The organism is Pseudoduganella sp. GW821-FHT05F09, assembly GCF_059419605.1.
The window spans coordinates 334,571-358,089 of the sequence record NZ_JBWKSD010000004.1 but is presented as its reverse complement, the minus strand read 5'-3'; the positions used below and the strand labels follow the sequence as shown (position 1 = coordinate 358,089).

The window sequence follows — 23,519 nt, the reverse complement described above, 5'->3', positions numbered from 1 at the left end:
TTTTCGGGCCTGCGAAATAAGTGATGATACTCGCATCCATCATCACCCAGGAGTTCCCCATGAAAGCCGTTGCCTACCGCGCCTCCCATCCCGCCAGCCACGCCGAAGCGCTGATCGACGTAGAACTGCCCGACCCGCAGGCGGGCGGCCGCGACCTGCTGGTCGAAGTGAAGGCGGTCTCCGTCAACCCGGTCGACACCAAGATCCGCAAGAACGTGGCGCCGGCGGACGGCGAGCTGAAAGTCATCGGCTGGGACGCGGCCGGCGTGGTGAAGGCGGTCGGCCCGGATGTGACGCTGTTCAAGCCGGGCGATGAAGTCTGGTACGCCGGCTCGCTGACCCGGCCCGGCACCAATAGCGAGCTGCACCTGGTGGACGAACGCATCGCCGGCTACAAGCCCAAGACCCTGGACTTCGGCAAGGCCGCGGCGCTGCCGCTGACCGCCATCACCGCGTGGGAATTGCTGTTCGAGCGCCTGGCGGTGAGCCGCGATCCTGGCGTGACCGGCAAATCGCTGCTGGTCATCGGCGCGGCGGGCGGCGTGGGCTCCATCCTGGTGCAGCTGGCGCGCCAGCTGACCGGGCTGACCGTCATCGCCACCGCCTCGCGCCCGGACACGGCCGACTGGGTGCGGCAACTGGGCGCGCACCACGTGATCGACCACAGCAAGCCGCTGGACGAGGAAATCAAACGCCTGGGCCTGCCGCCGGTGAACTACGTGGCCGCGCTGAACCAGACCGACCAGCACTTCGCCGCCATCGCTGAGCTGATCGCGCCGCAGGGCAAACTGGGCCTGATCGACGATCCGGGCCAGCTGGACGTGAGCAAGCTCAAGCGCAAGAGCGTGTCGCTGCACTGGGAATTCATGTTCACCCGCTCGATGTTCGAGACGGCGGACATGGCGCAGCAGCATGCGCTGCTCAACGACGTGGCGCAGCTGGTGGACAGCGGCGTGCTGAAGACCACGCTGGGCGAGCGCTACGGCAGCATCAACGCCGCCAACCTGAAGCGCGCCCACGCGCTGATCGAGAGCAACCGCGCCAAGGGCAAGATCGTGCTGGAAGGGTTTTAACCGGCCCGGCTGTCCTGCATCTGGCGCAGCAGCGCCAGCGCGCCGGCGTCGTGCTCGGCCAGGGCGCGCTGCAGCTGCGTGGCGGACTCGTAGGACTCCGACAGCAGCCTGACCAGTTCCTCCTGCAGCCGCGCCAGCCGGCGCGAGCTGTAGCCCACGGTGGTGAACATCCGCGTCACGTCGATGCAGATCTCGCGCAAGTCCCACAAGGTGCGCTTGGTGCATTCGAGATCGTCGCGCATGGCCTGGCGCACGTCGATCAGCTCGGTCCTGGCCTCCTCTTTCGCGCACAGTTCCAGCACCGTCGCGTGCCAGCTGCGGATGCGGCGGGCAACACGCTCGATGCGCGCCAGCTTGGGCCGCATGGTGTAGTAGTACTGCAGCGCCAGCAGCCAGTACGGCAGGCGCGCCAGCGCCAGCGGCAGGCCCGCCGCGCACAGCCGCTGCTCCAGCCTGCGGATTTTCGACAGCATCGCCCAGATGCCTTTGTTGACCGGATGCGGATGCATGATGTCAGCCTCCGAAGCCGGCGGCGCACCGCGCGCCGCCCAGTCCCCCCAGTATAGCCAGCACACTACGGCACGGTACGGCATCGGCTTTGATGCAGCGCAAGGACTGCGGCCGAAGCCGACGCCTGCCCGCCACTCAAACCGGCAACACAGTAAGAATACTTGCTCGTCTTCCTAAAGAAATAGGCATAGAATAAATTCAAAGAATTGCTTCTAAAAAAGTAGTGAACCTTGGGGGATGCATCGTGAACGTTCATACGTGGCTCGACCGCTTACTACTTTGGCAGAAGTTCATCATCCTCAGCGTGATCGCCCTGCTGCTGGCCAGTATTCCCACCGCGCTGTACCTGAACGAGGCCGGCAAATCGCTGGCTGCGGCGCAGAACGAGACCGCCGGCCTGGCGCCCTCCGCCGCCGTCCTGAAAGTCATCCAGAACACCCAGCAGCACCGCGGCCTGGCCGCGCTTGCGCTGGGCGGCGTGGCCGGCGCGCAGGAGAAGCGCGAAGCCAAGCAGCGCGAGGCGGACGAAGCCTACGAAAAAATGGACGCCATCATCCGCACCTTCCACAACCGCGCCATCGAGGAGGCGTGGGAACAGCCCAAGCGCGACTGGGCCGCGCTGCGCGCGCAGGTGGCGGGCCGCAGCATTTCGGCGCCGGCCAGCTATGAAGCGCACACGGCGCTGGTGCCCCGGCTGCTGGTGGTAAACGACCTGATCGGCGACCTGTTCGGCCTGAGCCTGGATCCCGAGCTGGACAGCTACCAGCTGATCCAGGCCATGTACTACCAGCTGCCCTATCTGACTGAGGAAACCGGCAAGATGCGCGCCAAGGGCGCCGGCCTGCTGGCCAAGCAGGAAGCGTCGCTGGAGGACAGGATGGCGCTGGCGGCCATCGTGGCGCGCGTCAACGACAGGCTGACCCAGACCGGCACCGCCTACAACAAATCGGTGGGCGCCAATCCCGAGGTAAAAGCGAAGCTGGGCGCGCAATGGCAGGACGTGCAGGAGCTGGCGCAGAAATCCATGCAACTGGCCAACGAGCAGATCGTGCGCGCCGAGGCCCTCACCTATCCCGGCACCGATTACGTGGCGCAGACCACCAAGGCCATCGACGCGCAGTTCACCGCCAACCAGGCCGCCAGCAAGGAGCTGGAGTCCATGCTGGCCGAACGCATCGCCGGCCTGCGCAGCACGCGCTGGATCATGATCGCATCCATGCTGGGCCTGATCGTGCTGGCAGGCCTGGTGGCGCGCCTGATCGCGCGCTCGGTCAGCGTACCGCTGGAAGACGCGGTGCATATCTCGCAGCGCATTGCGCAGGGCGACCTGACGGCGCACTTCAAGCTCGGCGGGCGCAGCGAGACGGCACAGCTGATGCATGCGCTGAAGGCGATGAACGACAGCCTGGTCGGCATCGTCGGCAGCGTGCGCAGCAGCATCGCCACGATAGGCCATGCTTCCAGCGACATTGCCAACGGCAATTCCGACCTGTCCGCGCGCACCGAGGCGCAGGCGTCCAACCTGGAGGAAACCGCCGCCTCCATGGAGCAGATCACCTCCACCGTGCGCCAGAGCGCGGACCACGCGCGCCAGGCCGACGAGCTGGTCAGCAGCGCCACCGCCGTGGCCAGCAAGGGCGGCCACGTGGTTGAACAGGTGGTGCAGACCATGGGCGCCATCAACGCCAGCTCGCGCAAGATCGTCGACATCATCGGCGTGATCGACGGCATCGCCTTCCAGACCAATATCCTGGCACTGAACGCGGCCGTGGAAGCGGCGCGCGCGGGCGAGCAAGGGCGCGGCTTCGCCGTGGTGGCGAGCGAGGTGCGCAACCTGGCCCAGCGCAGCGCCAGCGCCGCCAGGGAAATCAAGGACCTGATCAACGACAGTGTGCACAAGGTCGATGCCGGCAATGTGCTGGCGGCCGACGCGGGCAAGGCGATGAACGAGGTGGTGGACAGTGTGCGGCGCATCACCACCATCATGTCCGACATCGTGCACGCGGCGCAGGAGCAGAGTTCGGGCATCGAGCAGGTGAACCAGGCCATCACGCAGATCGACGAGATGACGCAGCAGAACGCGGCGCTGGTGGAACAGGCGGCGGCGGCGTCGGAAAGCTTGCGCGAGCAGGCCGGCGCGCTGTCGGACGCGGTGGCCGTCTTTACCCTTCAGGAGAACGAAGCGGCGCACACGCCGCACGCAGCGGCCCGCCAGCAGGCGCGGCCGCTCGCGCTGGTGCGCAGCGCACGGGCGGGCTGAGCGCGCGGCAAGGCGGCAGCCCTTCCCTGCTACGCGCCGGCCGCCAGATAGCAAGCCCGCTCCGCCGCGCGCCGCCGCGCCAGCCCGGCCACGCGCCGCCCGCCTGCCTTGTCCCACAGCAGGAAGCTGTCGGCCGCGCGGGCGTAGTCCTGCGCCATGCTGTTGCGGCACACCGAACTGGCGCCGAACGCCCCCAGCCCGATATTGTAGGCCAGCGACACGCAGGCGGCGGTGCGCAGCGGCGGCTCCAGATGCAGCGCCGGACAGCGCTTGAGCACGCCCAGCAGAAACTGCGCCACACGCCGCGCCAGCTCGGCATCCGCCTGCGGCTGGCTCCACACCATGCCCGGCGCCACGCCCAGCGTCTCGCCCCAGCCTATGGTCCAGATGCCCGCCACGTCCTGGTAGGCGCGCAGCCGGCAGCCCTCGAAGCGGCGTATCAGCTCCAGGGCCAGCTCCAGCGCGCCGGGCTCGGACAGCGCGGCCGTCATTTGCCGCGCTCGCGGATGGCGCGGCCCACGAACCAGAACGCCAGGATACCGGACAGGATGGCGCGGTCCTCGGCGTCGTAGATTTTCAGGATGGCCTCCCAGCCGCCTATGCCGCCCTCGCGCGCCACCATGAACATGGCCAGCTTGGCCATGCCGTACAGCAGCAGCACGTAATAGGTTGCCACCGGCCGCACCAGCACATTCAGCGCGTCCGCCCAGCGGATGCCGCTCAGCTGCATCTGCCCCTGCAGCGCGGACCGCTGCGCCTCCAGCAGCGCCAGCGTTTCGTCCACGCCGCCCTGGAATTCGGCCAGCGCCTGGCGGCTGGCGGCGCGCGTCTGCTCCAGCTGGAACTGGCGCTCCAGCATGGCCAGCTCATGCGCGTTGTCGCTGCGCTTGCTGAGCAGGCCGAACAGCTCGGGCAGCAGCCTCAGCAAGCCGCCGCCCAGCATGGACAACAGGGAAATAATCATGGTCGTTCTCCTTGCAGATACCAGGCCAGCCACGCCAGCAGCAGCGCGTCGCCATAGCCGGGCGCGGCGACGCGGCCGAACAGCGGCGCCAGCACGATGTCCAGCGCGCCCGTGGTCAGCAGCAGCCAGCCCAGGCGCGCGGCCAGCTGCGTGTGGCGGCCCATGTGGTTAATGGTGTGAAACAGCCCCTGGCACAGTATCGCCAGGGCTGCGATGAGATGGATAGCCGGCAGCATCACTGCCCTCCGACAAAGGAGCGCAGCCGTTTCAGGCCGGCCGGGATCAGCACCTGGGCCGCGATGCCGAGGCCGGCGCCGCCGGCCAGGCGCATGAAATCGCCCACGCTGTGCAGCCACGGAAAGTAGTGCAGCGCCGCCGCCGCGATCACCGGCGCGAAGAAGCCCGCCAGCAAGGCCGAGCCGGCCACCGTGCCGGTGATCTTCAGCCCCGACATCGGCGGCAGATAGGACAGCGACACCAGCCCGCCGAAAAAGCCGGCCAGCAGCGCGTCGTATTGCACGCCGAACACCGAACCGCTCAGCGTAATGGTGCCGGCCGCGATGGCTATCGACGCAGTCGAGCTTGCGGGTTCCGCCATAGATTTCCTTTCGTTTAATGGGTTGCGGGCGGCGCCACCAGCGCCTTGCCTCCTTTGCGTGCTGGACCGTGGCCCACCTGGGCCTTGCCACCATTGGCGCCGTTGATGCTGAAAGTGGTCCGCCAGCCGCTCTTGCTGAAGCTGTGCGTGACCCGTTCCACCAGATAGCTGCCGTCCACGCCATGCTTAAAGCCCTGCAAGATCAACTCGCGCTCGGCCCCGATGTCCGGACGGCCAGCCAGCGTCAGCATGCCCTTGGCAGTGCTGCGGTTCAGCGCCTCCAGCGCGGCAGCGGCGGCGGCCTGCGCCGACGGTATGCAGGCGTACACGCGCCGATCAGTATGCACGGCGCCGCCGCCCGGCGCCTTGCTGCGGTTGCCCGCTTCCACGATGGTTTGCTTGCCGGTTTTGGGATCGTGCGCGATAGCCTTGGCCGCATCCACGCTGGCGCGGTCGGCATAGGTGAACTGGTAGCTCGACAACATGTAAGGCGCCAGCGTCACGGCAGGCAATTCCTCGCCGCTGGCGCGCTTGCCGCCGCCGCGCGGCATGACCAGCAGCTTGCCATTCTTCACCGCCGCCGTGGCGCCGTAGTGCAAGGCCAGCCGGGTAATGAAATGCAGATCGCTTTCGTTCAACTGGTCTGCGCGCCGGATGGACGCGGCCACCTGGCATACCCCCTGCCAACCATGCCGCCCCGCCACCTCGGCCACGATGGCGGCCAGTGTCGTATTCTCGTATGCCTGGCAGCGATGGCTTTTGGCGGCCTGACGCATGTCTACGCCCTTGCCGTGTATCCTCAAGGTCATGGGCGAGCTGTCCAGCACGACCTCGTCAATAACGAAAGTGCCCAGATAGTTCAGCCCGCTGCCGACCCAGCCCAGCGAGACGGTCAGCGTGGCGCCACGCGGCGGAATCGCCACCAGACCGTCGCGGTCGTCAATATGGATGTCGCAGGTATCGGTATTGAGCCCGGCGCAATCGGTCACGTCGATGCTGATCAAGCGATCCTGCAGCAAGGGCGTGATGTCGCTGTCGTTGGCCATAACCTGGAATTCAGCTTGCATTGCGCCTCCTCAGTTCCACAGTTGCACCACGTCGCGGCGCGGCGCGGGCAGGTCCGGCAGGTGTATCAGCACGCCCGCCGCATAGGGCTGCGGCTGCGCGGCCAGCCCGGGATTGGCCACATACACAGCCTCCACCGTGCCGGCCAGGGCGCCGTAGTGCGCATGGCACAGGACGTCCAGCACATCCCCGTCACACGTTCTTATAATCATCGCCATAGCGTTTGAACTCCAGGTTGAAGGTTTGCTTGCGCGGCAGGCCGTCCATGCGCAGACCGCTCTGATTCTCGGAAATCGAAGTCAGGTACCAGCGCCCCAGCACCTCGCCGTAGCCGGTGGTCAGCCGCACAGGTTTCAGCGCCACGCCAATGGCGCGCAGCTGGTTCAGCTGTGTGCGGTCCGATTCGACCGGGCCAGTGCCACCGGTCTTGGCCGGCTTGTCGCGCTCCACATAGACTGCGCCGCTCAATGTCAGCGTCTCGCCGCCTTGCGTTGTGGCCTGCAAGGCGTCGGACCGTCCCAAACGGACCACTTCATCGATGCCGAACTTGGTCTGGCGCTGCAGGCTGTCGAACGCGGCGGACGACAGGCCGAAGTAATAGCTGGCGCCCTCGTCCGCATTCAGTATCAGCAGATGATTCATCTCCACCGCTTTTGGCGCCGCAGCTACCGCCGCGCCGCTCCTGGCCTGCAGCGCCAGCGACGATACCGCGCCCAACGCCGCCTTGGGCTTGCCCACGCCGCCCAGCGCCGCAAACTTCTGCTGCAGGCCCGTCACGGCGCCTTGCAGCTTGCCGGCAGCCGCCTGCACGGCGGCCACCTTGCTGCCCACCAGCTTGTCCGCCGCCGCTGTCAGCAAACCGATGCTGCGCTGTACCACATCGCCCTCCAGCAGCGGCAGTACACGGTTCAGCGTACCCGTGGCGGCGCTCACCAGCTTGGTGATCGCCTCCACATGCGCCACGGCTTTTTCCGCATCCTTGGTGATACGCCCCACTTGAAGGCCGATGCGCGCCTCCAGCGCGGCCTCGGCCTTCTTCACGCGCTCCTGTGCCCGCGCCGCCTCGCTGGTGGCCTGGCTGATTAATTTGTCTATGCCCATTTTTGTTCTCCTGTGACGGGCGACAAATCAAACATACTGCCGCGCCGCTGCTGGTCGCTGTACTGGTCGAACAGCTGGCGCAGGTACGGCATCAACTCCTCCGCAATCCTGCGTGGTTCGCGTACATCGCCCTGCACTGTGATTGAAATGCTTGGTTTGAAATTGAATTGGGGGGGACCAGCCTGGGCCGTGGAGGAAGCCGCGGGCGCCAAAGCAGCGGCGCCTTGGCCTGCAGCTTTGGCTTGGGCCGCCGGGACAGCCGCCGCAGTGGCCGCCGCCCGCAGTACCGCTTCGGCGTCCGGCGCGGCCGACAAGCCGGATGCGCCGGCCGGCTTGACCGCCACTGCTGCGCCGATGGCGGCCGCCGTTGCAACAACAGTCGCAGGTACAGGCGCTTTGGGGCCGTTCGGTGCAACGAAGGCAGCAGGAGCTGCCGGAGCTGCCGGCGTGACGATGGAGGCAGGCTGAGGTTTCTCTCTCCAGGTATCGCGCCAGTCCAGCACTTTGTCGCCGAAATACCCCCACGCCGCAGAGCCCGCCGCAGAACCCAGCATCGCGCCAGCCGGACCGCCCAGCAGTCCCCCGATGGCAGCCCCGGCCACATTGGCGACCGCGCCGCCGATAGCGCTGGCCTTCTCCCTTTCCGAACCGTTTCCGGCCAGCGTAGTGACCAGTTGCAGTCCTTGATACACCGTCCCCAGCAAGCCTATCCTGCCGGCCAACTGCTTGACCAGCGGCGTGCCGTTCAGGGCCGTCGCTACAGTGCTGCGGGCGGAGAGCACGCCGCTGCCCAAGGCCTTGGTGCCAGCCCACGCACGGCCCAAAAAGCCCACCTTGGGCACCGCAGCCGCAGCACGCGCGGCAGCCTGCGCTGCGGCACGCTGCGCCTGCGTACCGCGCGGAAGCGGACGCCGTTTCTTTCTTCCATCCAGGTCGATGCCGTCGCCACCGCTATCGCCGCCGCCGCGCCAGTTAGTGACAAAGACGCGCTGTACTCCTTTCGATCCGTCTTTCGCGTCCTCGGCGCCGGTTTTCCCTTTGCCTATGCCCATCCACTCCAGTGTTTTGCCCACGCCAACGCTCAGCGCGCCGTAGGTACGCTTGCCCAGCGCATAGCCGCCAAGCGCCGCCGCCACGGTACCCAGCCCCAAAACCAGCGGCGGAAACGCCTTGACCACGTCCGCAGCCCCGTTGGCCAGCCAACGCAACGCCACTGCCGCCTGGTCACTCACCGGACGGATGGCATCGCCTATGCTGACCGAAAGATTGCTCCCCGCCTGTCCGGCTTCAGCCCATTTCGACTCGGACCTGGCGCGGATTTTCTGTTGATCGGCAGCCAGCATACCGGGATCCGCCTTCTCCACCGGAAGCAGGGGCGCGTAATTGCGCACCGTTTCCCGCGCCTTGGCCAGTTCCACCTCACTGCCTTGACCGCGCAGCTTTTCCACCGTCGTGTGGAAATCCTTTGCGCCGCCGGCAACGTCGTTGCCGCTGGCCTTGCTGGCCGACAGCACGGACAACACCTGATCAAGCGCCTCCCGGCCACTCAAACCTAGCCTGCTCATGTCGTGTAGCAGGCCCGGCAATGCCTGCGCCAATTCCGCGCGGGCTATCCCGTTGTCCTTGCCGAATTTGGCGATGGACGCCAGCGCTGCATCCATTTCTGCAGCAGGCAGCTTGACGTCCTGGTTCAGCGACGTCACCAGTTTAGCGCTGTCATCAATAGCAACCTGCTGTCCGACGGAGAATTGCGCCATCCCTTTCGCGGTGGCGAGCGCATCGGGATACGCAACGCCGCCCGCCATGATCTGTTCAACCGCCTTGCCTAATGCCAGCGTGGCCACGCCATTATCGCGCGCAACAACGGCGAGACTGGCGCCCAATTTGTCTTCCAGATCGCCGCCGCCTTCGATACCGGCCATCAGGGCGATATTGCGGATAACGGATTCATTCCCCGCCGCAGCCTTCGCGCCGTCCTTGAATACGCCGCCAATGACCGTCACCGGCTCTAGCACGGCCTTGCCCACGGCCATGCTCGCACTGCCCCGCTCAGCCATGGCGGTGGCAAACCCCTTGCTGCCGTCTTCTTTGTCAGCCATTTTTACGCCCCTCCTTTCATGCCCACGCCCTCCAGCCACCACAAAATATCCTCCAGCGTCATGCCGTCGATCTCCGATGGCTGGAACGCGTACTCACGCGCCAGGCGCCGCGCCAGGCTGCGCAGCTGCTGGGGCGTCACCTGCGGCATCGGATACCAGGCGAAAATAGGCTTCCTGGATGCGGTTGTAGTCCGTCAGCTTGAGCTGCTCCAGGTCGGCCGGCGACACTTGCGCCAGGCTGGCGAACAGCGCCAGCTCGCGCTCCTCCACGTCGTTCGGATGCATCTTCTGCGCGCCGCGCATGTCGCGCACGGTGGGCGCGCGCAGCACCAGCTGGTTGGTCTTCACGCCGTTGAACGACTCGGGGCGCGACAGCGTGACGGTGATGGCGTCGGTGCCCGGGCGCAGCCAGGCGGGAATGATGTTGTGGTCCATGCTAGTCCTTGAAATGAAAAAGCCCGGCGCTCAGGCCGGGCTGGGGTTTAACTAAACTGCGCCGTGCTTACTGGCCCAGCGCGGCGCGCACGCCGGCCAGCTGGTCCTGGCCGCCGATCAGGCGGATGCCCGCCACCGGATCGATCTCGATCACGGGCGCGCCGTCGATCTCCAGCTTGTAATAGCTGCAGCCCACGGTGTACTTGGTTTCGCCCTTCTCGCCGGTCTTCCAGTCGCCCATGTCGACTTCGCTCAGCAGGCCGCGGAAGGTGGCCACGGCCGCCACGATTTCGCCCTTCTGGTTCTTGAAGGCGCCACGGAAGCTGCCGTTGAAGCTGTTCTGGTCGGACAGGCCGAAGAAGGCCAGCACGTCCTTGGCCACGCCGGTCATGGCGAAGGCCGCGTCCATGGCCTCCAGGCCCATGTCCATCTTGACCGGAGCGTCCATGCCGCCGGCGCGGTAGTCTTCGGTTTTCACCTTCAGCTTGGGCAGCGTTACCTGGCTGGTCACGCCCGCGTAGCTGTTACCGTCGACGAAGAGATTGAAGTTGTAGAGAGTCTGAGGAATCATGTTGTGGTCCTTGTGGTTGTGGGTTGATTAGTTCGATGCGTCCAGCACTTCGGCGACCCACTGGTTGGTCACCTCGACGCGGAAGTTCGGGTTCTCGGCCGGCGGCACGTCGGTGAAGCGGATGTTCCAGTACACCTTGCCCTGCTCCAGCTGGCTGGCCGAGTTCAGCTCGGGATCGGCGTAGACCTCGAAGTTGATGATGCAGCCGGCGTTGCGCAGGTCGCGCATGAAGGCGTTCAGGCCTTCGGTCACGTCCTTCACATAGGTCTTGGTGATGCCGCGGTCCACCGCCCATTTGTGCGCGTACAGGATGGCGTCCATCACCATGTCGGTGGTGCGCACGCGGGTGACGAAGGCCCATTTCGGGTCGGACGACAGCGTGCGGTTGCCCCACAGGCGGAAGCCGCCGTCGCGGATGATGGTGGTGATGTTGGCCTGGTTCAGCAGATTGGCGCGGCAGGTGGCGTCGCCGTCCAGGAATTCGACCGGGCGCTTGGTGCCGGTGATGCCCACCAGTTCCTTGTTGGACGGAGAAACCCAGAAGCCGTATTCGGCGTCGGTCCAGGCGAACAGGCCGGCGGCGGCGGCCGACGCGGGCGCGTCGACGTCCTTGCTGGTGGCCGCGTCCCACACGCGCACGCCCGGATCGACCAGGTAGACGCGCTTGCTGCCGAAATTCTCGGCATAGGCGATGGCGGCATCATCGTCGGTGTTGGGGCCGTCGATGATGGCAATGGCGCGCAGCTTGCCGGCGATGCCGTCCATCTCGGTGGCCACCGCTTGCGCGGACGAGTGGCCCGGCGCGGCCAGCAGGCGCGGATGCAGGCCCAGCACCGACTTGGCGTCCAGCAGCGCCTGCAGGCCGGTGCGCGCGCCCTGCGCGGTGACGCCGCCGATAACGGCGGTGGTCTGCGTGGCAGTGTCGGCCGCCTTGGCCACGCCGACGGCGGCCACCACCGCGCTGGTGCGGGCGTAGATGGCGCGCAGCGACTGGTAGATGGCGCTGTCGGCGCCGAAGGCGGCAGCCGCTTCGCGCAGCGAGGTGATCTTCACCGGCGTGTTCGGCGCGGCCAGGCCGGCGCCGGGCGTGTAGGTGTCGACCAGGCCGATCACCGAGCTGGAAGGCGTGGCGATCGAGCGCGGGCCGGTATCGACCAGGGTAACGGTGACGCCGTGGAAGAAGGATGTTGCTGGCATTGTGATTCTCCTAAAAATAAAAAAACCCGCCGAAGCGGGTGGTGCGGGTTAAACGCCGGCAGAACGCCGGCTGCGGTCTTACTCAAATCTTGATCGGCCGTGGCCTCACAGCACCCACAGCGCCGTTTGCGCCAGTCCAGCCTTGGCCAGCGCCATGCGCAGGTCGGCGGCCGTGACTGAGGTCGGGAGGTTGTTGGCCAGTACCCAGGTGGTATCGGTCGCACCGGTGCTGTCGAGCGCGAGGATGGCGCGGGCCATGCGGCCCTGGCTGATCTCGTCGCCGTCGAACACCTTGCCGTCCACATCGACGGTAATGCGCGCTACGGCGGCAGCGCGGTCAGCCTTCGCCGCTTCGCGCGCCTGCGCTTCGGCTTCCGCATGGCGCTGAGCTACTATGCTGGCCGGCAGCTCATCCACACGCCAGGCGTGGACCCAGTTGCCATTGCTGTCCATCACCACGCCGTTACGCACCGCGACTTGCGATACGCCGATAGCGGGAGCAGGCGCGGCCAAAACAGCTTCATAGTCCAGCGACGCCAGTGTGGCGAGGTCCAAAACTTGGGGGAATGCCACGTTGGGGAACGCGGCGCGGAGTTCGGCCTCGCTGACAACGAGGCCGTCTGCCCGGTTACGGTATTCGTTCATAAGCTCCTTATGCAATGGCAAGGAAAATGTAGATGCCGCCACTCACGTTTATATTAGTTGCGGGCACTTGGTTAACAACGAAGCCGGAAGCAGCAGGATCAACGCTGTCGTCGGTCGTCACTTCGGCAAGTGGGTTATTCAGACTCAGATGTGGATCATTTCCAGCCACGATGCCGCGTGCGCTATCCCATAAATACCAGTCGCCTGCCGCGTCGCTACGCTTAATGAGGATAAAACGAGCCCCCGATGAAAAACCACAGTTGATCGTCTGGTTACTGCCATTTCCGGTGTAGCTGCCGACTTTGCTGATGCCCGTCTTTGTTGCGAATAAGTAAGATACATAACTACTACTCTGCATATTCTGGCTGTTGCCAACACTAAAAACATTTTCCGTCGGAGCAGCATTATTCCAATACCCGGAATTAATCACTCCTGCATTTTCACTATTCAAAAAAAGGACTTTCGAACCACCTAATGGCGCCACATAAACACCCCAACTATCGTTAGAACTTCTTCTCTTTGAAATTATCAACTCCGGGACCGTACCTAGGGCATGGGGTATTGTGGAGACATTGCCCACACCGGCGTAACATACCACATCAAGAAATCCAATAGCTCGTTTAAAACATCTAGTTGTAAAATTTACACCCAAGGCATTTGTAAAACTCCAACCCGAGTCAACCCCATAGTCAATTGACGTACTTCCCCAAGGTGCCGAAAAGCAAGAGCCCCCAGAATCCTGCTCCGCAGATATGGAAAATGTCTGCATCATATTTCTATATCCCGACAGCCTTGAAAAAAATGCCTGCCCCATACCTGAATATCCAGATCGATTTCCAGTCAGCATTAAGTCTACAGGAAATCCAATCTGTATCAGAGGAGTGATCGCACCATTCCCTTGCCAAGAATATGCGCTATACACTTGATCCGCATTTTCAGGTGGCTTATTAGAACGACGGATAGCCACAAAAATATATGTTGTGTTAGCCGAAAAGCCCTTTGCAAAAAATCCTGTGGCGGTTGGCACTGTGAGATACGAGGTAATGGTGTCTTCCGAATTCGGTAAATTCGGCATTAATCTAGCGACTTCGTTCTGCGTCATTCCTCGAAAAGAATCAGCGATCATCCAATTATCATTGGTTGCGCTCGACTTTGTGAGAGTCCACTGCGGTTCCCAGCCCAGCGGCACGGTCGCATCACCATTCCCATTCGTCGTAAAACTTCCGCACTGAATTAGGCTATCAGGTGTCACATCGTGGGCGAACAGATAGGCCACATAAGCAACACCATTTTGATTAACATTAGCGTTTATCCCCACAGTAAAACTAGTGCCTGCAGGTTCCATGTTGTTCCATGCACCGAGATCAGCAGCAAAAGAATTCGGCGAATTAAGCGTAGCAAATTTTGCAGCTCCGATAGATCTGTGATAAACATACCAGTTTGACCCAGCCCCAGTAATGCTCTTAACTATCATCGCCCCAGGTGGGACACCCAATCCATGCGGAACAACGCGACTAGCCAGTCCATTTCCGATGTACTGGACTTCGTCGAAAAACTTCGGAGCCTTTACAAAAGACCAAGAGGAAAATCTCTCACCATTATTATTTACTGCCGCAGATCCTCCGGCAATAGTAAACCCATTGGCAGTAAAACCATTAACCCCAGTACCTGGTGAGGTTGGCATAGCCCCGGAGATCGAATCAAGTGTATTATTTCCTCCACGCATCGTATCATTCCATGACCACGAACGCCCAGCACCTATAGACTTAATAATGGCAAGGCCGCCCTTTCCTGCCAAGTCTAATCCATTATTAATACTTGCTGACACGCCAGTACCAGTGTACATAAACGTCGCAAAAACATCGTCCACGTAAATTTTTAGTGCATTCGCACTCCCCGCAGCCATTTTTCCCAACGTACTCATAACAACTTTCCGAAAATGGTTGCCCCGGCGTCGTCAGTCCAAAGGTAAATAAAATCCGCTCCGGCTGCTTGCAAGGATGTTCGGCCGATTGCCGTCAGGTAGGTGGCAAAAGTAAGCGTGGGGACGCCAGATGGCTGGACCCATTGCACCGACGGCAGGGCGACGGCATATGCACCGCCGTTGATTAGCTTTATAAGCAGATCGGCGAAAATGCCTGCTGAAGGAAAGCCGTTGAGTGCCAACGTCAGTGCTCCGCCGACCTGCAGCCGCTGGATATTGCCAGCGGCACGGTTGAAAGTTACCGTGCCGCTGGTCACAGTGCCCTTGTCTACCCGGCTAAACGACTGCGCGCCGGTGAAGGTGTTTGCCCCTGTGCTGGCGCATGCCGCCAGGGCCGCGCTGGTTGCTGCAGCATCTGCCTTGGCGGCAAGCTGAGTGGTCATTGCCGAAGCATCTGCCTTGGCTGCAAGCTGTGCGGCCACTGCCGATGCATCCGCCTTGGTCGCCAGCAAGGCGGTGACATTGCCGATGCTGCCCTGCGCCTGCTTCAGCACGGTGACGACTTCCTGCACCGTGTCCAGGTTGACGTCGTCGCTGGCGACCAGGGAGCGCAGCGAGAACACGGCGCCGTCCACTTGCGTCAGCGCGTCGCGCAGCCGGACCACGTCCGTCTCCAAGTCGTTGTCCGGATGCGGCAGCGGCAGCCCCAGGTGGGGCGTGGTTTGTTGTATCGTCATTTACATCACCATGATGCGAAGGTTGCGGACAAAGGGCCGCGCGGCGGCGGTGCCGGCGGTGGCCAGGCGCGCCTGGACCATGTTTTCGTTCACGCCGGTCTGCTCGTACACCAGTTCGTGCCAGCCGTTGTCGAGCGCCGTCGTGCGGATCTGCGGAATCGGCGCGGACCAGGTGTCGCCGACGTCGCCGCCTTTCAGCTGCACGGTGGCGGCGGCGCCGCTCGGCAGCATGGCGTCGATCACCACGCGCACCCGCGAGCCAGTGCCGGCCTTGACGGCGCGGCTCACGTAGTCGCCGGTAGCGCCCAGCCAGCCCACCAGCAGCTGGCCGCCGCGGTGCAGCACCGGCGATACGGAACTGTCGCCCCGCAGTTGGGCGCGCAGCGTGACGTTGCCGGTCACCGGCGCGGCCAGCGCCAGCGGCTGGTTGCTCGATGCGGCGATCTCGCTGCCGTCCGGCAGCACCACGGTGTAGCCTATGGTGGCGTGGGCAGCGGCCTTCTGCTCCAGTCCCATCACCATCAAATCGGTAGCGCCCTGCACCGCCACCGTGCCCAGGTCGATGTTGCGCACAGTCTCCGTGTAGTTGGCGGCCAGCACGCGGAAACGGATATCGCGGTCCTGGTGCGGGGTCCAGGTGCTGTTGTTGCTCGACGAGAGCAGCACGCCGATGGTGTAAGGCTGCGCCGTGATCCAGGCAGCGCCGTCCCACTTGCCCAGCTCCGCGATGGACAGCGCGGTCTCGGCGTCGTTGCACATGACGACAAATGCCAGCTCCTCGTTCGCCTCCGTGAAATACGGCAGCGCGAACAGGGCGCGGGTCGCTTCGCCGCCGATGTTGATCTGGCTGGGCGACAGGCGCGCTTCGGCCAGCACGCGCCGGGTTGGAATGCCGGTCTGCACGGTGCGCAGCTGGACCATCACGTCGGTGCTACCGACCGCTTCAAACCACAGGTCCACCCCCACCAGGTGCGCCGGCGTCGGCGACAGGAAAGTTTGCGCCAATGGATCGACACCGACATCGGCATAATGGCTGGACGCATGCTTGATATCCAGCCACGCGTCTTGAGCAACGGGCTCCAGGCTCTCCTCGTGCGACACCGCTGAGCTCAAAAACTCCTTCTTCAGTTCCGCGTGGGACAGTCCGCCATTGACGACATCAACCCAATAGTCCACCCCAGCCGGTTCGCCTTTACGCCCAAGGTAGACCGAGTACATGGATTCGACCAGGGCCCTGACCGGATCAGAGGACGGTGGCTCTGGCAGCGGCGTTGGAATCGGCGCTGGCAGGCCAGGACATTCAGTTGTGGGAACATCAACCGGCATGGATGGCACAGGCGCCGGCTCGTATTCGTAAGCGTATTCGGTCACAACGCGCCGCAGCACACGGTCCTCGCTCCAGCTAGCCGCGGTGTAAAAGGCGCAGCCAAAACTGCCGCCTTTACCGATGATCTGCACCAGCTTGCGGCCCACCGGCACATTCGGCGGAATGTTGAACTGGCCGCTGACCACGCCGTCCGCGTCCGCCGCTGGCAGTACCGCGTAGTTGGCAAGCGAACCCGGCGTCACGGCAATGTTGTCGAAGCTGGCGCCGGCCACCACCTCATGGGCGCCAAACCCATGTACGGTGAACTTGACGGTCACGGGACGAATAACCTGGTCTTGGCGCCGCGCGCTGCTCAAGGTCTCGACCGACGAGGTGGAAGACGGGCCGGCGCTGTCGCCGTAAGCCACACGCTGCACGATGCGATTGGTCAGGTCGCTGGTCCAGTTCTCCGTGCTATAGGTCATCTGATCGATAGACGGCTCCAGCGTCACGCTGGCGGGCAGCGGCGCGAATGCCTGGTAGGGATTCACAGCCATCGAACCGGTGCGGCGGCTCTGCTCCACCAGCGGAATCACGGTGTGCGCCAGCGTGGTCGGACCAGCAACGTCGCTGCCGTAGCGCGATGCGGCCAGCGATACCGGCAAGGTCAGCGTGCCGCCGACAATGGCGCCGGACTGCACCTGGCCCGCGTCGCGCATGCTGTCGTCCATGAACGGGTCGACGAACACGCCCTTCTTCTGCACGGCCTCGCGGTTCATCGCGTCCGACTGCAACTGCTGCTGGGCGATCAGCATCTTCAAGCCGTCCAGCTGGTCCTGCACGTGCGCCAGGTCGGACATCGGCACCATGCGCGGGCTATCGAGGCTGATGGTGGTGCCGGCGTTCCAGTGCTGGTAGATGGTCGCCAGCAGCAGCAGGCCCGAAGCCACGCTGGGCGGCGGCGGCATCCAGTCGCTGGCCACGCCCTTGATCGGCACGATGTCGCCGGACTCGTTCAGGCACAGGCGGTCAACGCGCGGCATCTTGTAGCGGTAGCTGGCCAGAATCAAGGTACCGGCCACCGCGCCGGTCACCGTAAAGCCGGTGCCGTCAGCCGCCGTCGGCGTCACGCTGGCGATGTGCTGGTACTTCACCGTGTAGGTGCTGCCGGACGCCGGTTCCGCGCCGCTAGGGCTCCAGTCCACCTTGCCCGCCGTGAGCTTGTAGTCGGTGTTCTTGGCGTAGACGGTGGCGCCCTGCTTCACTTCCACGATCTGCAGCACCGACGTATCGGGCAGCGGATCCTGGCCGCCGGCGATCACGCCGTGGCTCAGCGTCACGGTGCGCTCGGCCGTCATGCTCACGCTGTCCAGCTGGGCGATGGGGCCGTAGTCCACGTTCACGCGCTGCGCCGCCGTGCCGCTCGACACATGCGGTTCGTCGGCGATGGTTTTCAGGTCCGGCGCGGCGGAGAACACGTAGCGCAGCGCGGCGCGCAGCTCCACCTGCTTGCCGTTGGCGCGCGCGGCGCCGGCCGAGATGATGTAGGTCTGTTTGTCGCCTTCCAGCTCGGCGCCACGGCGCACGTCCATGCCGCTGATGATGTAGTTGCCGCCCGTGCTGTCGCGGTCATAGCGCTGCAGCGCCACCGACACGGCGTCGATGGTCGGCGGCGGCTCCTTGGCCTTCAGCACGCCGTTCAGCACCTGGTACACCGGATAGAATTTGCCCGTCTTGCCGTCGCCCGCCACGCCCCACACGGGGTTGAGCTGGAGGCGCGCCGCGCCCGGCTCCATATAGCCGCGCGTGCCTTGCGCGGGGTTCAGCAGTTCCGGGTCTTCGAGTTCGGTGACGGTGGCTTCCTGCAGGTAGACGCCCACCACCACTTCGCCCTCCACCGCCACTTTCAGCGTGGCCGGGCCGATGCCGCGCACGGCGCCGGCCAGCCACAGCGCGCCCGACGCCAGGCGCGTGTCGCCGGTGACGCCGTCCACCACGCAGCCCGCATCGCGTATCAGGTCGCCGTCCTTGAACAGCACATTGCCGATGTTGGCAACGCGGTCGATCAGGCCGGTCTGCATTTCGTTCAGCTCCGCCGACTGCAGCACGCGGTCGGCGCTGAACAGGTGCTTCTCGTGCCGCTTGGCGGGATTGTAACGGTCGTAATATGTCATGCGCTTCCCCTTAGAACGGTAATACGTATTCGAACGCCGGACGCACCGCGCCGTTGCGGTCGAACATCTGGCTGCGGTCCAGCAGATACAGCTTGCCGGGGCTGGTGATCTCGTCCGGCGCGAAGTAGCGCTGGCCGGCCGGCAGGCCGCTCTTCAGCTGCGTGCCGAGGAAAATGCCCAGCTCGCGGATGCGTGCGGACGGCGCCTCGTTGAAGGCGAACACCACGCGCACATACAGCCAGCGCGTGGGCGTGGCGGAGGTGCGGAAGTTGCCCTGCGGGGTCTCGATCGCGCCGGCCGCGTCGGGTTCGACAAAGCCCACCTGGGTGGCGGTGCGGCGGCCGATCTCATTCACCAGGGCGGCGGCGTTCACCGGCTCGGGCTCGGGCTGGGTGTCCCAGGCGGGATGGCCGCTGCCCCAGGCCACATGGACGGGCTGGGCGGCGACCAGTTCGGCGACGGCCACGCGGCCGTCCAGTTGTTTTGCTGGCATGGTTCAAACTCCTTCGAAGGTGGTACGGGTTGGTATGGGGTCGCGCCAGGCGCCGGCCCAGCGGCCGGTCCAGTAGCGCGTTTCGATCGGCATGGCGAAGGCGGCTTCATCGCGGCGCGCATGGCTTTCCGCTTCATCGGCCACGGTGATCAAGCCGATGCAGTTGTCGTAGCGGGCCGCGATGGCCGCCTCGCCCGGCTCGGCTTCCAGCGTATAGCCCTGCAGGGAGACCATGCCGCCGGCCACGTCGATCAGGACTTCGGAATCCAGCTGGAAGGCGTCCAGGCGCCAGCTGTTGTCGTCCCACACGCGGGTGGAATAGGTGCTGAGCGCACCGCAGCTGACGGGCGGATCTTCCGGCGCCAGGACGGCGGCGGCGCGGGTGCCGAAGCTCAGCTTCAGGCCGTCCACGTCCACGCCGGAATCGTCGTCCAGCAGCGCCGCGTCCAGGCGCGAGAAGTCCAGTTCCAGCGGGCGCAGGTCGTAGCCGTGGTACATGCGGTAGAAGCGTGCATGCGCCGGCAAGGACTGGCCGACCAGGTGCCGGATGGCCGCCAGCTGCGGCTGGACCCGGGCCGTGCCGGGGTCCATCTGCAGCCAAGGACCGCTGTCTTCGAGCGCCACGCTGTAGCCCAGCCACGACAAGGCGCGCTTCACGGAGGCGGCGCTGCCGCGCTGGCGCAGCCAGGGCAGGCCTTCTTCGATCAACTCGCCGCTGCTGCCGAAATAAGGCGCAAATTCGGCCAGCTGCCATTCGGCGGCCTGCCATGGAGCGAAGCTGGGCGGGCGGCGGGCGCGCAGGCCGGCCGGCGCGTCCGCCAGCGCATCGAGCGCCGCACGCGGCGCGGTGCGCGCCAGCGCCCGCTCCAGCGCGCTGCTGTTGGAGGGCAGCAGGCGCGCCGCATCAAGCCCGGCGGCTACCATGCCACACCCCCGTCGCGGATGTCGACCGCGCCCGGCTCGACATATTCATGCGGCGCCGCGGCGATGCCGCCGCTGTCGAGCTGTACGCGGGAAACGCCTTCCACATGCAGGCGGCCGGCCAGCCAGGAAGCGGACAAGTCGCGCCCCAGCCGCGCGTACCCGGTGATCTGCGCGGGCAAGGCCAGCTGCAGCTGTGCGGCCAGGTCCAGCGGCGCCGTGCTTTCGCGGTAGATGGTGGCCCTCACCGCGAGCGGACGCGCTTGCGCCAGCACCACCGACAGCGGCACGCCCAGCGGCTTGGCGTCGTCGGCGGCGAAGGCGCGCTGCACATCGGCCAGCACGCCGCCGGCGCCGGCTTCCGGCTCCGGCCACACGGCCAGCGCCACGCTGCCCGGCGTGGACGGCATGATGGCCGCATCGTGCACCAGCGGGCTGGCCGACAGCGCCACGTAGCGGTACTGTTCCGGCGTGCCGTTGCCGGCCAGCGAAGCAATGCGCAGCTGCGTGCGCAGCCGCAGGCGCTCGTCGCTTTCGTTCTGGTCCGGGTCCGCACCGCCTGCCGCGGGCAGGCGCGCCACGTTGTAGAACGCGGCGGCGTGGTCCAGGTCCGTTCCTTCGGCGTAGGCGATCAGGTTGGCGCGCGCCGCGTCGTTGATGCGGGCGCGGATCTGCAGCTCGCGGTAGGCCGCCAGCTGCAGCAGCTTGACCACGGGGTCCGATTCCAGCGCCGCGTTCCAGCCCTCGCCCATATAGGCGCGGAAGCCGGCCAGCATGTCCTGGTAAATCTGCTCGAAATCGAGCGCCTCCACCACGTCGGGCGCAGGCAGTTGCGTGAGGTCGATAATGCTCATGTCTGCACTTCCATAATCATGCTGGTCCCGAGATAGACGCCGCTCAGCTTGAGCGTGACGCTGCCGTTGATGACCGACTCCACCGCCACCGCCTGCAGTTGCAGGCGCGGCTCCCAGCGGCCGAGTGCGCGCGCCACTTCGGCCTGCACCGACGACTTCCAGCCCGCCGTCAGCGGCAAATCCACCATGCGCGGCAGCTCCGAGCCGTACTGCGGCCGTTCGCGGCGGCTGCCTTGCGGCGTGGTGAGGATGTCGCGCACGCTTTGCAGCAGATGGGCCACGGCGGTGAGCGGCTGGCCGGTGTGCCGGTCCATGCCGACGATGGCCATGGTCAGCCCGCCGCGCGGACCACGGGCACGCGCTGGAACTCGGCGTGCTGGTCGAGGTGCGCAATCAGTTCTGGACTGGCGGCCGTGATATGGCCGTGCATTACGCGGTGCATGGCGCCGTTGGCCAGCACGATGCTGCGGGATTTGTAGGCGGTGTCGCGGAATACGACCGGGGTTTTGGGTTGGGCTTTTGCCATGTTGACCTCCTTGGAATGAAAAAAAAACCCGCACGGGGCGGGTCGGGATGAAGTTTGAAATCAGTGCTTGTGGTGGTTGCTGTTGCCGCCGCCGTCCATGACGGTGCCTGCGGCGTCGACGTTGCCGTTCACTTTGAGACTGCCTGTGAATCTGGTGCTGGGCGCATCCACCACCAGCTCGGCGCATTTCAGCGTCACCGTGCCGCTGGTTTCAATGCTGATGCTCTTGCTGCCGCTGGCCTTGAGCGCGCCGGCTTCCCAGTCGTATTCGAGCAGGCAGCCATCCGGCATGCGCCAGGCCACCGCCTTGGGGCGCGCATCGCCCGCCTGCGCATGCTGTTCGGTGTAGAAGCCCGGCAGCACAAAGCCGCCCGCCGGTTCGCCCGACGGCGCCACGATCAGCGCCTGTTCGCCCACCGACGGCGCGCGCCAGTGCCGCGCTTCGCCTGCGCCCAGGCTGAGCCAGGGCAGCATGGCCGATATCCACGGCCCCACCTGCACGCGGCAGCGCGCGCCGGCGTGGTCCACTTCGGCCACCGTGCCGGCCTGTATCAGCGCCGCCAGCCGGCGGTCCAGTTCCGCTATTGCGTAATCCATGCCGCCTCCGTCAGATGGCCGGCGCGGCGCCGGCCGGCCAGTACAGCGCTTCGCGGCCGGCGCCGGTGTCGGGCGCCAGGCCCAGCATCAGCACTGCGCCGCTGCTGTCCTCGTGCGGCCACTCGGCCTGGCCCAGTTCAATCTCGTGGGTCCATTCCAGCAGCCAGGCCAGGCGCCCGCTGTCGTCCGCAGCGCCGGTCTCCAGCGCAGGCGCGGCGAGCACGAATTGCGCGGCGCCGATAGCGAGGTTCCAGGTTTCGTTGTGGATGGCCAACGCCACCCGCGCCGCCAGGCCACGCACTTGCAGTGCGGCGCCGGCGGCAGCCGCGTCGCAGAGCACGCGCGCCTGGAAATGGGCCAGCATGCCCATTTCGCCGCCGCCCGGATCGCTCGCCGGCGCCAGCTGCGCCAGCTCGATCAGTACGGCGGGCAGCGCCAGCGCGGCGTCCGCCGCCGGATAGTGCGCCACCGTCGGTATATCGTGCAGCTTGGCGGCGAGGCCGGCGCGGACCGCCTCGTGCAGCTGCTCTATGGTTTGTAATCGTTCACTCACGTCTGCAAGCTCCTGGGGCAAAAAAAAAACCCCACGCGGCGAAGCCGGGCGGGGAAATAAAAAAGCCCGCTTCGGCGGGCTTTGGATGCAATTACTGCTATGATGACTGAATCTTATAGGCGCTGTAACAGCCCGTCAAGCGGTTTTTTCAAAATTATTCAAAAAAGTCGCCGACCACGCCCTGCTCGCGCAGATACGGCTCCAGGCGGTCCAGCGCCACCTGCTCCAGTTCGCGCAAGCGGGTGCGGATTTTGTCGAAGGCGCGCGCATACGTCATATGGTTGCCGCCGAAGTTGCCGGCCAGCTCGCGGAAGCTGATCTCCATCTTCTGGTGGTTGGCGTACAGCTTGCCGATCATGCAGTCAACGGCGAACGGCTTCACCGCCGGGAAGGATGGCGCCAGCCAGTCCGACAGGCCCTTGATCGCATCGATACGCTCGGCCGAAAAAGCGAAGCGGCGGTTGCCCTCCCCGTCCTCCATCTCCGTATGGCCGTAGCGCGCCTGCAGCGCCCAGGTTTCCATGCGCGGCAGCTTGCTTTTCACCGCGTGCACAATCAGCGCGCACTGGGCGCGCACCTCCAGCGGGCTCAGGCCCGCAAAATTCACGCGCCGCGAACTCTGGCCGCGCAGCTGCTCCAGCCAGGCGCGCTGCTCGCTGCCCGGATTCGCCGCGTGCTCCAGCATCCGTATCAGCATCTTGCGCAGCGGCGCGTCCTGCGGCGCCTCCTGCCCGGTGATCATGTACGCCACGTGCACGGCCTGCCCCGCGCTGGTGAAAATCGCATCCTTGTTCGCTGTATCCACTGCCGTCATCTTTATGTCCTCTTGGTTGTTCGTGCTTTCCATGGAGAACAATATATACGAGAATGAATAAAGCAACAATACGTGAATGAATAAATATTGCACTTATCTATA

26 protein-coding genes are annotated in these 23,519 nt (G+C 65.0%); 2 read left to right on the top strand and 24 right to left on the bottom strand.

Features of this window, described 5'->3' with window-relative positions; translation table 11 throughout:
* The first annotated feature begins 59 nt into the window (after nt 1-59).
* Complete coding sequence (locus tag AC07S4_RS15150) at nt 60-1,073, top strand: zinc-binding alcohol dehydrogenase family protein (RefSeq protein WP_494987747.1); 1,014 nt, start codon at nt 60-62, stop codon at nt 1,071-1,073.
* Here the strand turns inward: AC07S4_RS15150 and AC07S4_RS15145 are convergent.
* Nucleotides 1,070-1,582 (bottom strand): hypothetical protein, encoded by a 513-nt coding sequence (locus AC07S4_RS15145; RefSeq protein ID WP_494987436.1) that lies wholly within the window; start codon nt 1,580-1,582, stop codon nt 1,070-1,072. The genes AC07S4_RS15150 and AC07S4_RS15145 overlap by 4 nt on opposite strands.
* A 245-nt stretch (nt 1,583-1,827) precedes the next feature.
* Between AC07S4_RS15145 and AC07S4_RS15140 the strand changes: the two genes are divergently transcribed.
* Nucleotides 1,828-3,843, top strand: a complete 2,016-nt coding sequence (locus AC07S4_RS15140; protein ID WP_494987435.1) for a methyl-accepting chemotaxis protein — start codon at nt 1,828-1,830, stop codon at nt 3,841-3,843.
* A 29-nt stretch (nt 3,844-3,872) separates the two neighbouring features.
* Here AC07S4_RS15140 and AC07S4_RS15135 read toward each other — a convergent pair whose 3' ends face one another.
* The 23 genes from AC07S4_RS15135 to AC07S4_RS15025 form a co-directional block, all read right to left on the bottom strand.
* A complete protein-coding gene (locus AC07S4_RS15135) occupies nt 3,873-4,334 on the bottom strand; it encodes a lysozyme (protein WP_494987434.1) in 462 nt (153 codons plus the stop codon).
* Nucleotides 4,331-4,807, bottom strand: coding sequence for a hypothetical protein (locus tag AC07S4_RS15130; RefSeq protein WP_494987433.1), 477 nt, complete (start codon nt 4,805-4,807; stop codon nt 4,331-4,333). Before AC07S4_RS15130 ends, AC07S4_RS15135 begins: the two co-directional genes overlap by 4 nt.
* Entirely contained in the window at nt 4,804-5,043 is a 240-nt protein-coding gene (locus AC07S4_RS15125) for a hypothetical protein (protein ID WP_494987432.1), read from the bottom strand. The genes AC07S4_RS15130 and AC07S4_RS15125 overlap by 4 nt, the downstream gene beginning before the upstream one ends.
* Complete coding sequence (locus AC07S4_RS15120) at nt 5,043-5,405, bottom strand: hypothetical protein (protein WP_494987431.1); 363 nt, start codon at nt 5,403-5,405, stop codon at nt 5,043-5,045. The genes AC07S4_RS15125 and AC07S4_RS15120 overlap by 1 nt, the downstream gene beginning before the upstream one ends.
* 14 nt (nt 5,406-5,419) lie before the next feature.
* Nucleotides 5,420-6,472: a phage late control D family protein gene (locus AC07S4_RS15115; protein ID WP_494987430.1), complete on the bottom strand. Its 1,053-nt coding sequence runs from the start codon at nt 6,470-6,472 to the stop codon at nt 5,420-5,422.
* Nucleotides 6,473-6,481: 9 nt separating this feature from the next.
* Nucleotides 6,482-6,688: a tail protein X gene (locus tag AC07S4_RS15110; protein WP_494987429.1), complete on the bottom strand. Its 207-nt coding sequence runs from the start codon at nt 6,686-6,688 to the stop codon at nt 6,482-6,484.
* A complete protein-coding gene (locus AC07S4_RS15105) occupies nt 6,663-7,571 on the bottom strand; it encodes a phage tail protein (RefSeq protein WP_494987428.1) in 909 nt (302 codons plus the stop codon). The genes AC07S4_RS15110 and AC07S4_RS15105 overlap by 26 nt, the downstream gene beginning before the upstream one ends.
* Entirely contained in the window at nt 7,562-9,670 is a 2,109-nt protein-coding gene (locus tag AC07S4_RS15100; protein ID WP_494987427.1) for a hypothetical protein, read from the bottom strand. Before AC07S4_RS15100 ends, AC07S4_RS15105 begins: the two co-directional genes overlap by 10 nt.
* A gap of 93 nt (nt 9,671-9,763) precedes the next feature.
* A complete protein-coding gene (locus AC07S4_RS15095; RefSeq protein ID WP_494987426.1) occupies nt 9,764-10,105 on the bottom strand; it encodes a phage tail assembly protein in 342 nt (113 codons plus the stop codon).
* 67 nt (nt 10,106-10,172) lie between these two features.
* Nucleotides 10,173-10,676 carry a phage major tail tube protein gene (locus AC07S4_RS15090; protein WP_494987425.1) on the bottom strand — a complete coding sequence of 168 codons (504 nt, stop codon included), beginning with the start codon at nt 10,674-10,676 and terminating at the stop codon, nt 10,173-10,175.
* 27 nt (nt 10,677-10,703) lie between these two features.
* Nucleotides 10,704-11,873 (bottom strand): phage tail sheath subtilisin-like domain-containing protein, encoded by a 1,170-nt coding sequence (locus tag AC07S4_RS15085; protein WP_494987424.1) that lies wholly within the window; start codon nt 11,871-11,873, stop codon nt 10,704-10,706.
* 105 nt (nt 11,874-11,978) lie between these two features.
* The gene (locus AC07S4_RS15080) at nt 11,979-12,518 is read right to left on the bottom strand and encodes a DUF4376 domain-containing protein (protein ID WP_494987423.1); all 540 of its coding nucleotides are present in this window, start codon (nt 12,516-12,518) and stop codon (nt 11,979-11,981) included.
* Nucleotides 12,519-12,525: 7 nt separating this feature from the next.
* Complete coding sequence (locus AC07S4_RS15075) at nt 12,526-14,442, bottom strand: DUF7483 domain-containing protein (protein WP_494987422.1); 1,917 nt, start codon at nt 14,440-14,442, stop codon at nt 12,526-12,528.
* The gene (locus tag AC07S4_RS15070) at nt 14,439-15,179 is read right to left on the bottom strand and encodes a hypothetical protein (protein ID WP_494987421.1); all 741 of its coding nucleotides are present in this window, start codon (nt 15,177-15,179) and stop codon (nt 14,439-14,441) included. The genes AC07S4_RS15075 and AC07S4_RS15070 overlap by 4 nt, the downstream gene beginning before the upstream one ends.
* On the bottom strand, nt 15,180-18,659 hold the full coding sequence (locus AC07S4_RS15065) for a DUF4815 domain-containing protein (RefSeq protein WP_494987420.1): 3,480 nt from the start codon (nt 18,657-18,659) through the stop codon (nt 15,180-15,182).
* Between the two features lie 10 nt (nt 18,660-18,669).
* Nucleotides 18,670-19,152: a BW3TFN family phage tail fiber component gene (locus AC07S4_RS15060; protein WP_494987419.1), complete on the bottom strand. Its 483-nt coding sequence runs from the start codon at nt 19,150-19,152 to the stop codon at nt 18,670-18,672.
* A gap of 3 nt (nt 19,153-19,155) precedes the next feature.
* Entirely contained in the window at nt 19,156-20,076 is a 921-nt protein-coding gene (locus AC07S4_RS15055; RefSeq protein ID WP_494987418.1) for a phage tail protein, read from the bottom strand.
* The gene (locus tag AC07S4_RS15050) at nt 20,070-20,927 is read right to left on the bottom strand and encodes a baseplate assembly protein (protein ID WP_494987417.1); all 858 of its coding nucleotides are present in this window, start codon (nt 20,925-20,927) and stop codon (nt 20,070-20,072) included. The genes AC07S4_RS15055 and AC07S4_RS15050 overlap by 7 nt, the downstream gene beginning before the upstream one ends.
* A complete protein-coding gene (locus AC07S4_RS15045; protein WP_494987416.1) occupies nt 20,924-21,256 on the bottom strand; it encodes a GPW/gp25 family protein in 333 nt (110 codons plus the stop codon). Before AC07S4_RS15045 ends, AC07S4_RS15050 begins: the two co-directional genes overlap by 4 nt.
* Before the next feature lie 2 nt (nt 21,257-21,258).
* On the bottom strand, nt 21,259-21,453 hold the full coding sequence (locus tag AC07S4_RS15040) for a hypothetical protein (protein WP_494987415.1): 195 nt from the start codon (nt 21,451-21,453) through the stop codon (nt 21,259-21,261).
* Between the two features lie 60 nt (nt 21,454-21,513).
* Nucleotides 21,514-22,050: a phage baseplate assembly protein V gene (locus AC07S4_RS15035; protein WP_494987414.1), complete on the bottom strand. Its 537-nt coding sequence runs from the start codon at nt 22,048-22,050 to the stop codon at nt 21,514-21,516.
* A gap of 10 nt (nt 22,051-22,060) precedes the next feature.
* The gene (locus tag AC07S4_RS15030; protein ID WP_494987413.1) at nt 22,061-22,603 is read right to left on the bottom strand and encodes a hypothetical protein; all 543 of its coding nucleotides are present in this window, start codon (nt 22,601-22,603) and stop codon (nt 22,061-22,063) included.
* A 154-nt stretch (nt 22,604-22,757) separates the two neighbouring features.
* Complete coding sequence (locus tag AC07S4_RS15025; protein ID WP_494987412.1) at nt 22,758-23,417, bottom strand: hypothetical protein; 660 nt, start codon at nt 23,415-23,417, stop codon at nt 22,758-22,760.
* Between the last annotated feature and the right edge of the window lie 102 nt (nt 23,418-23,519).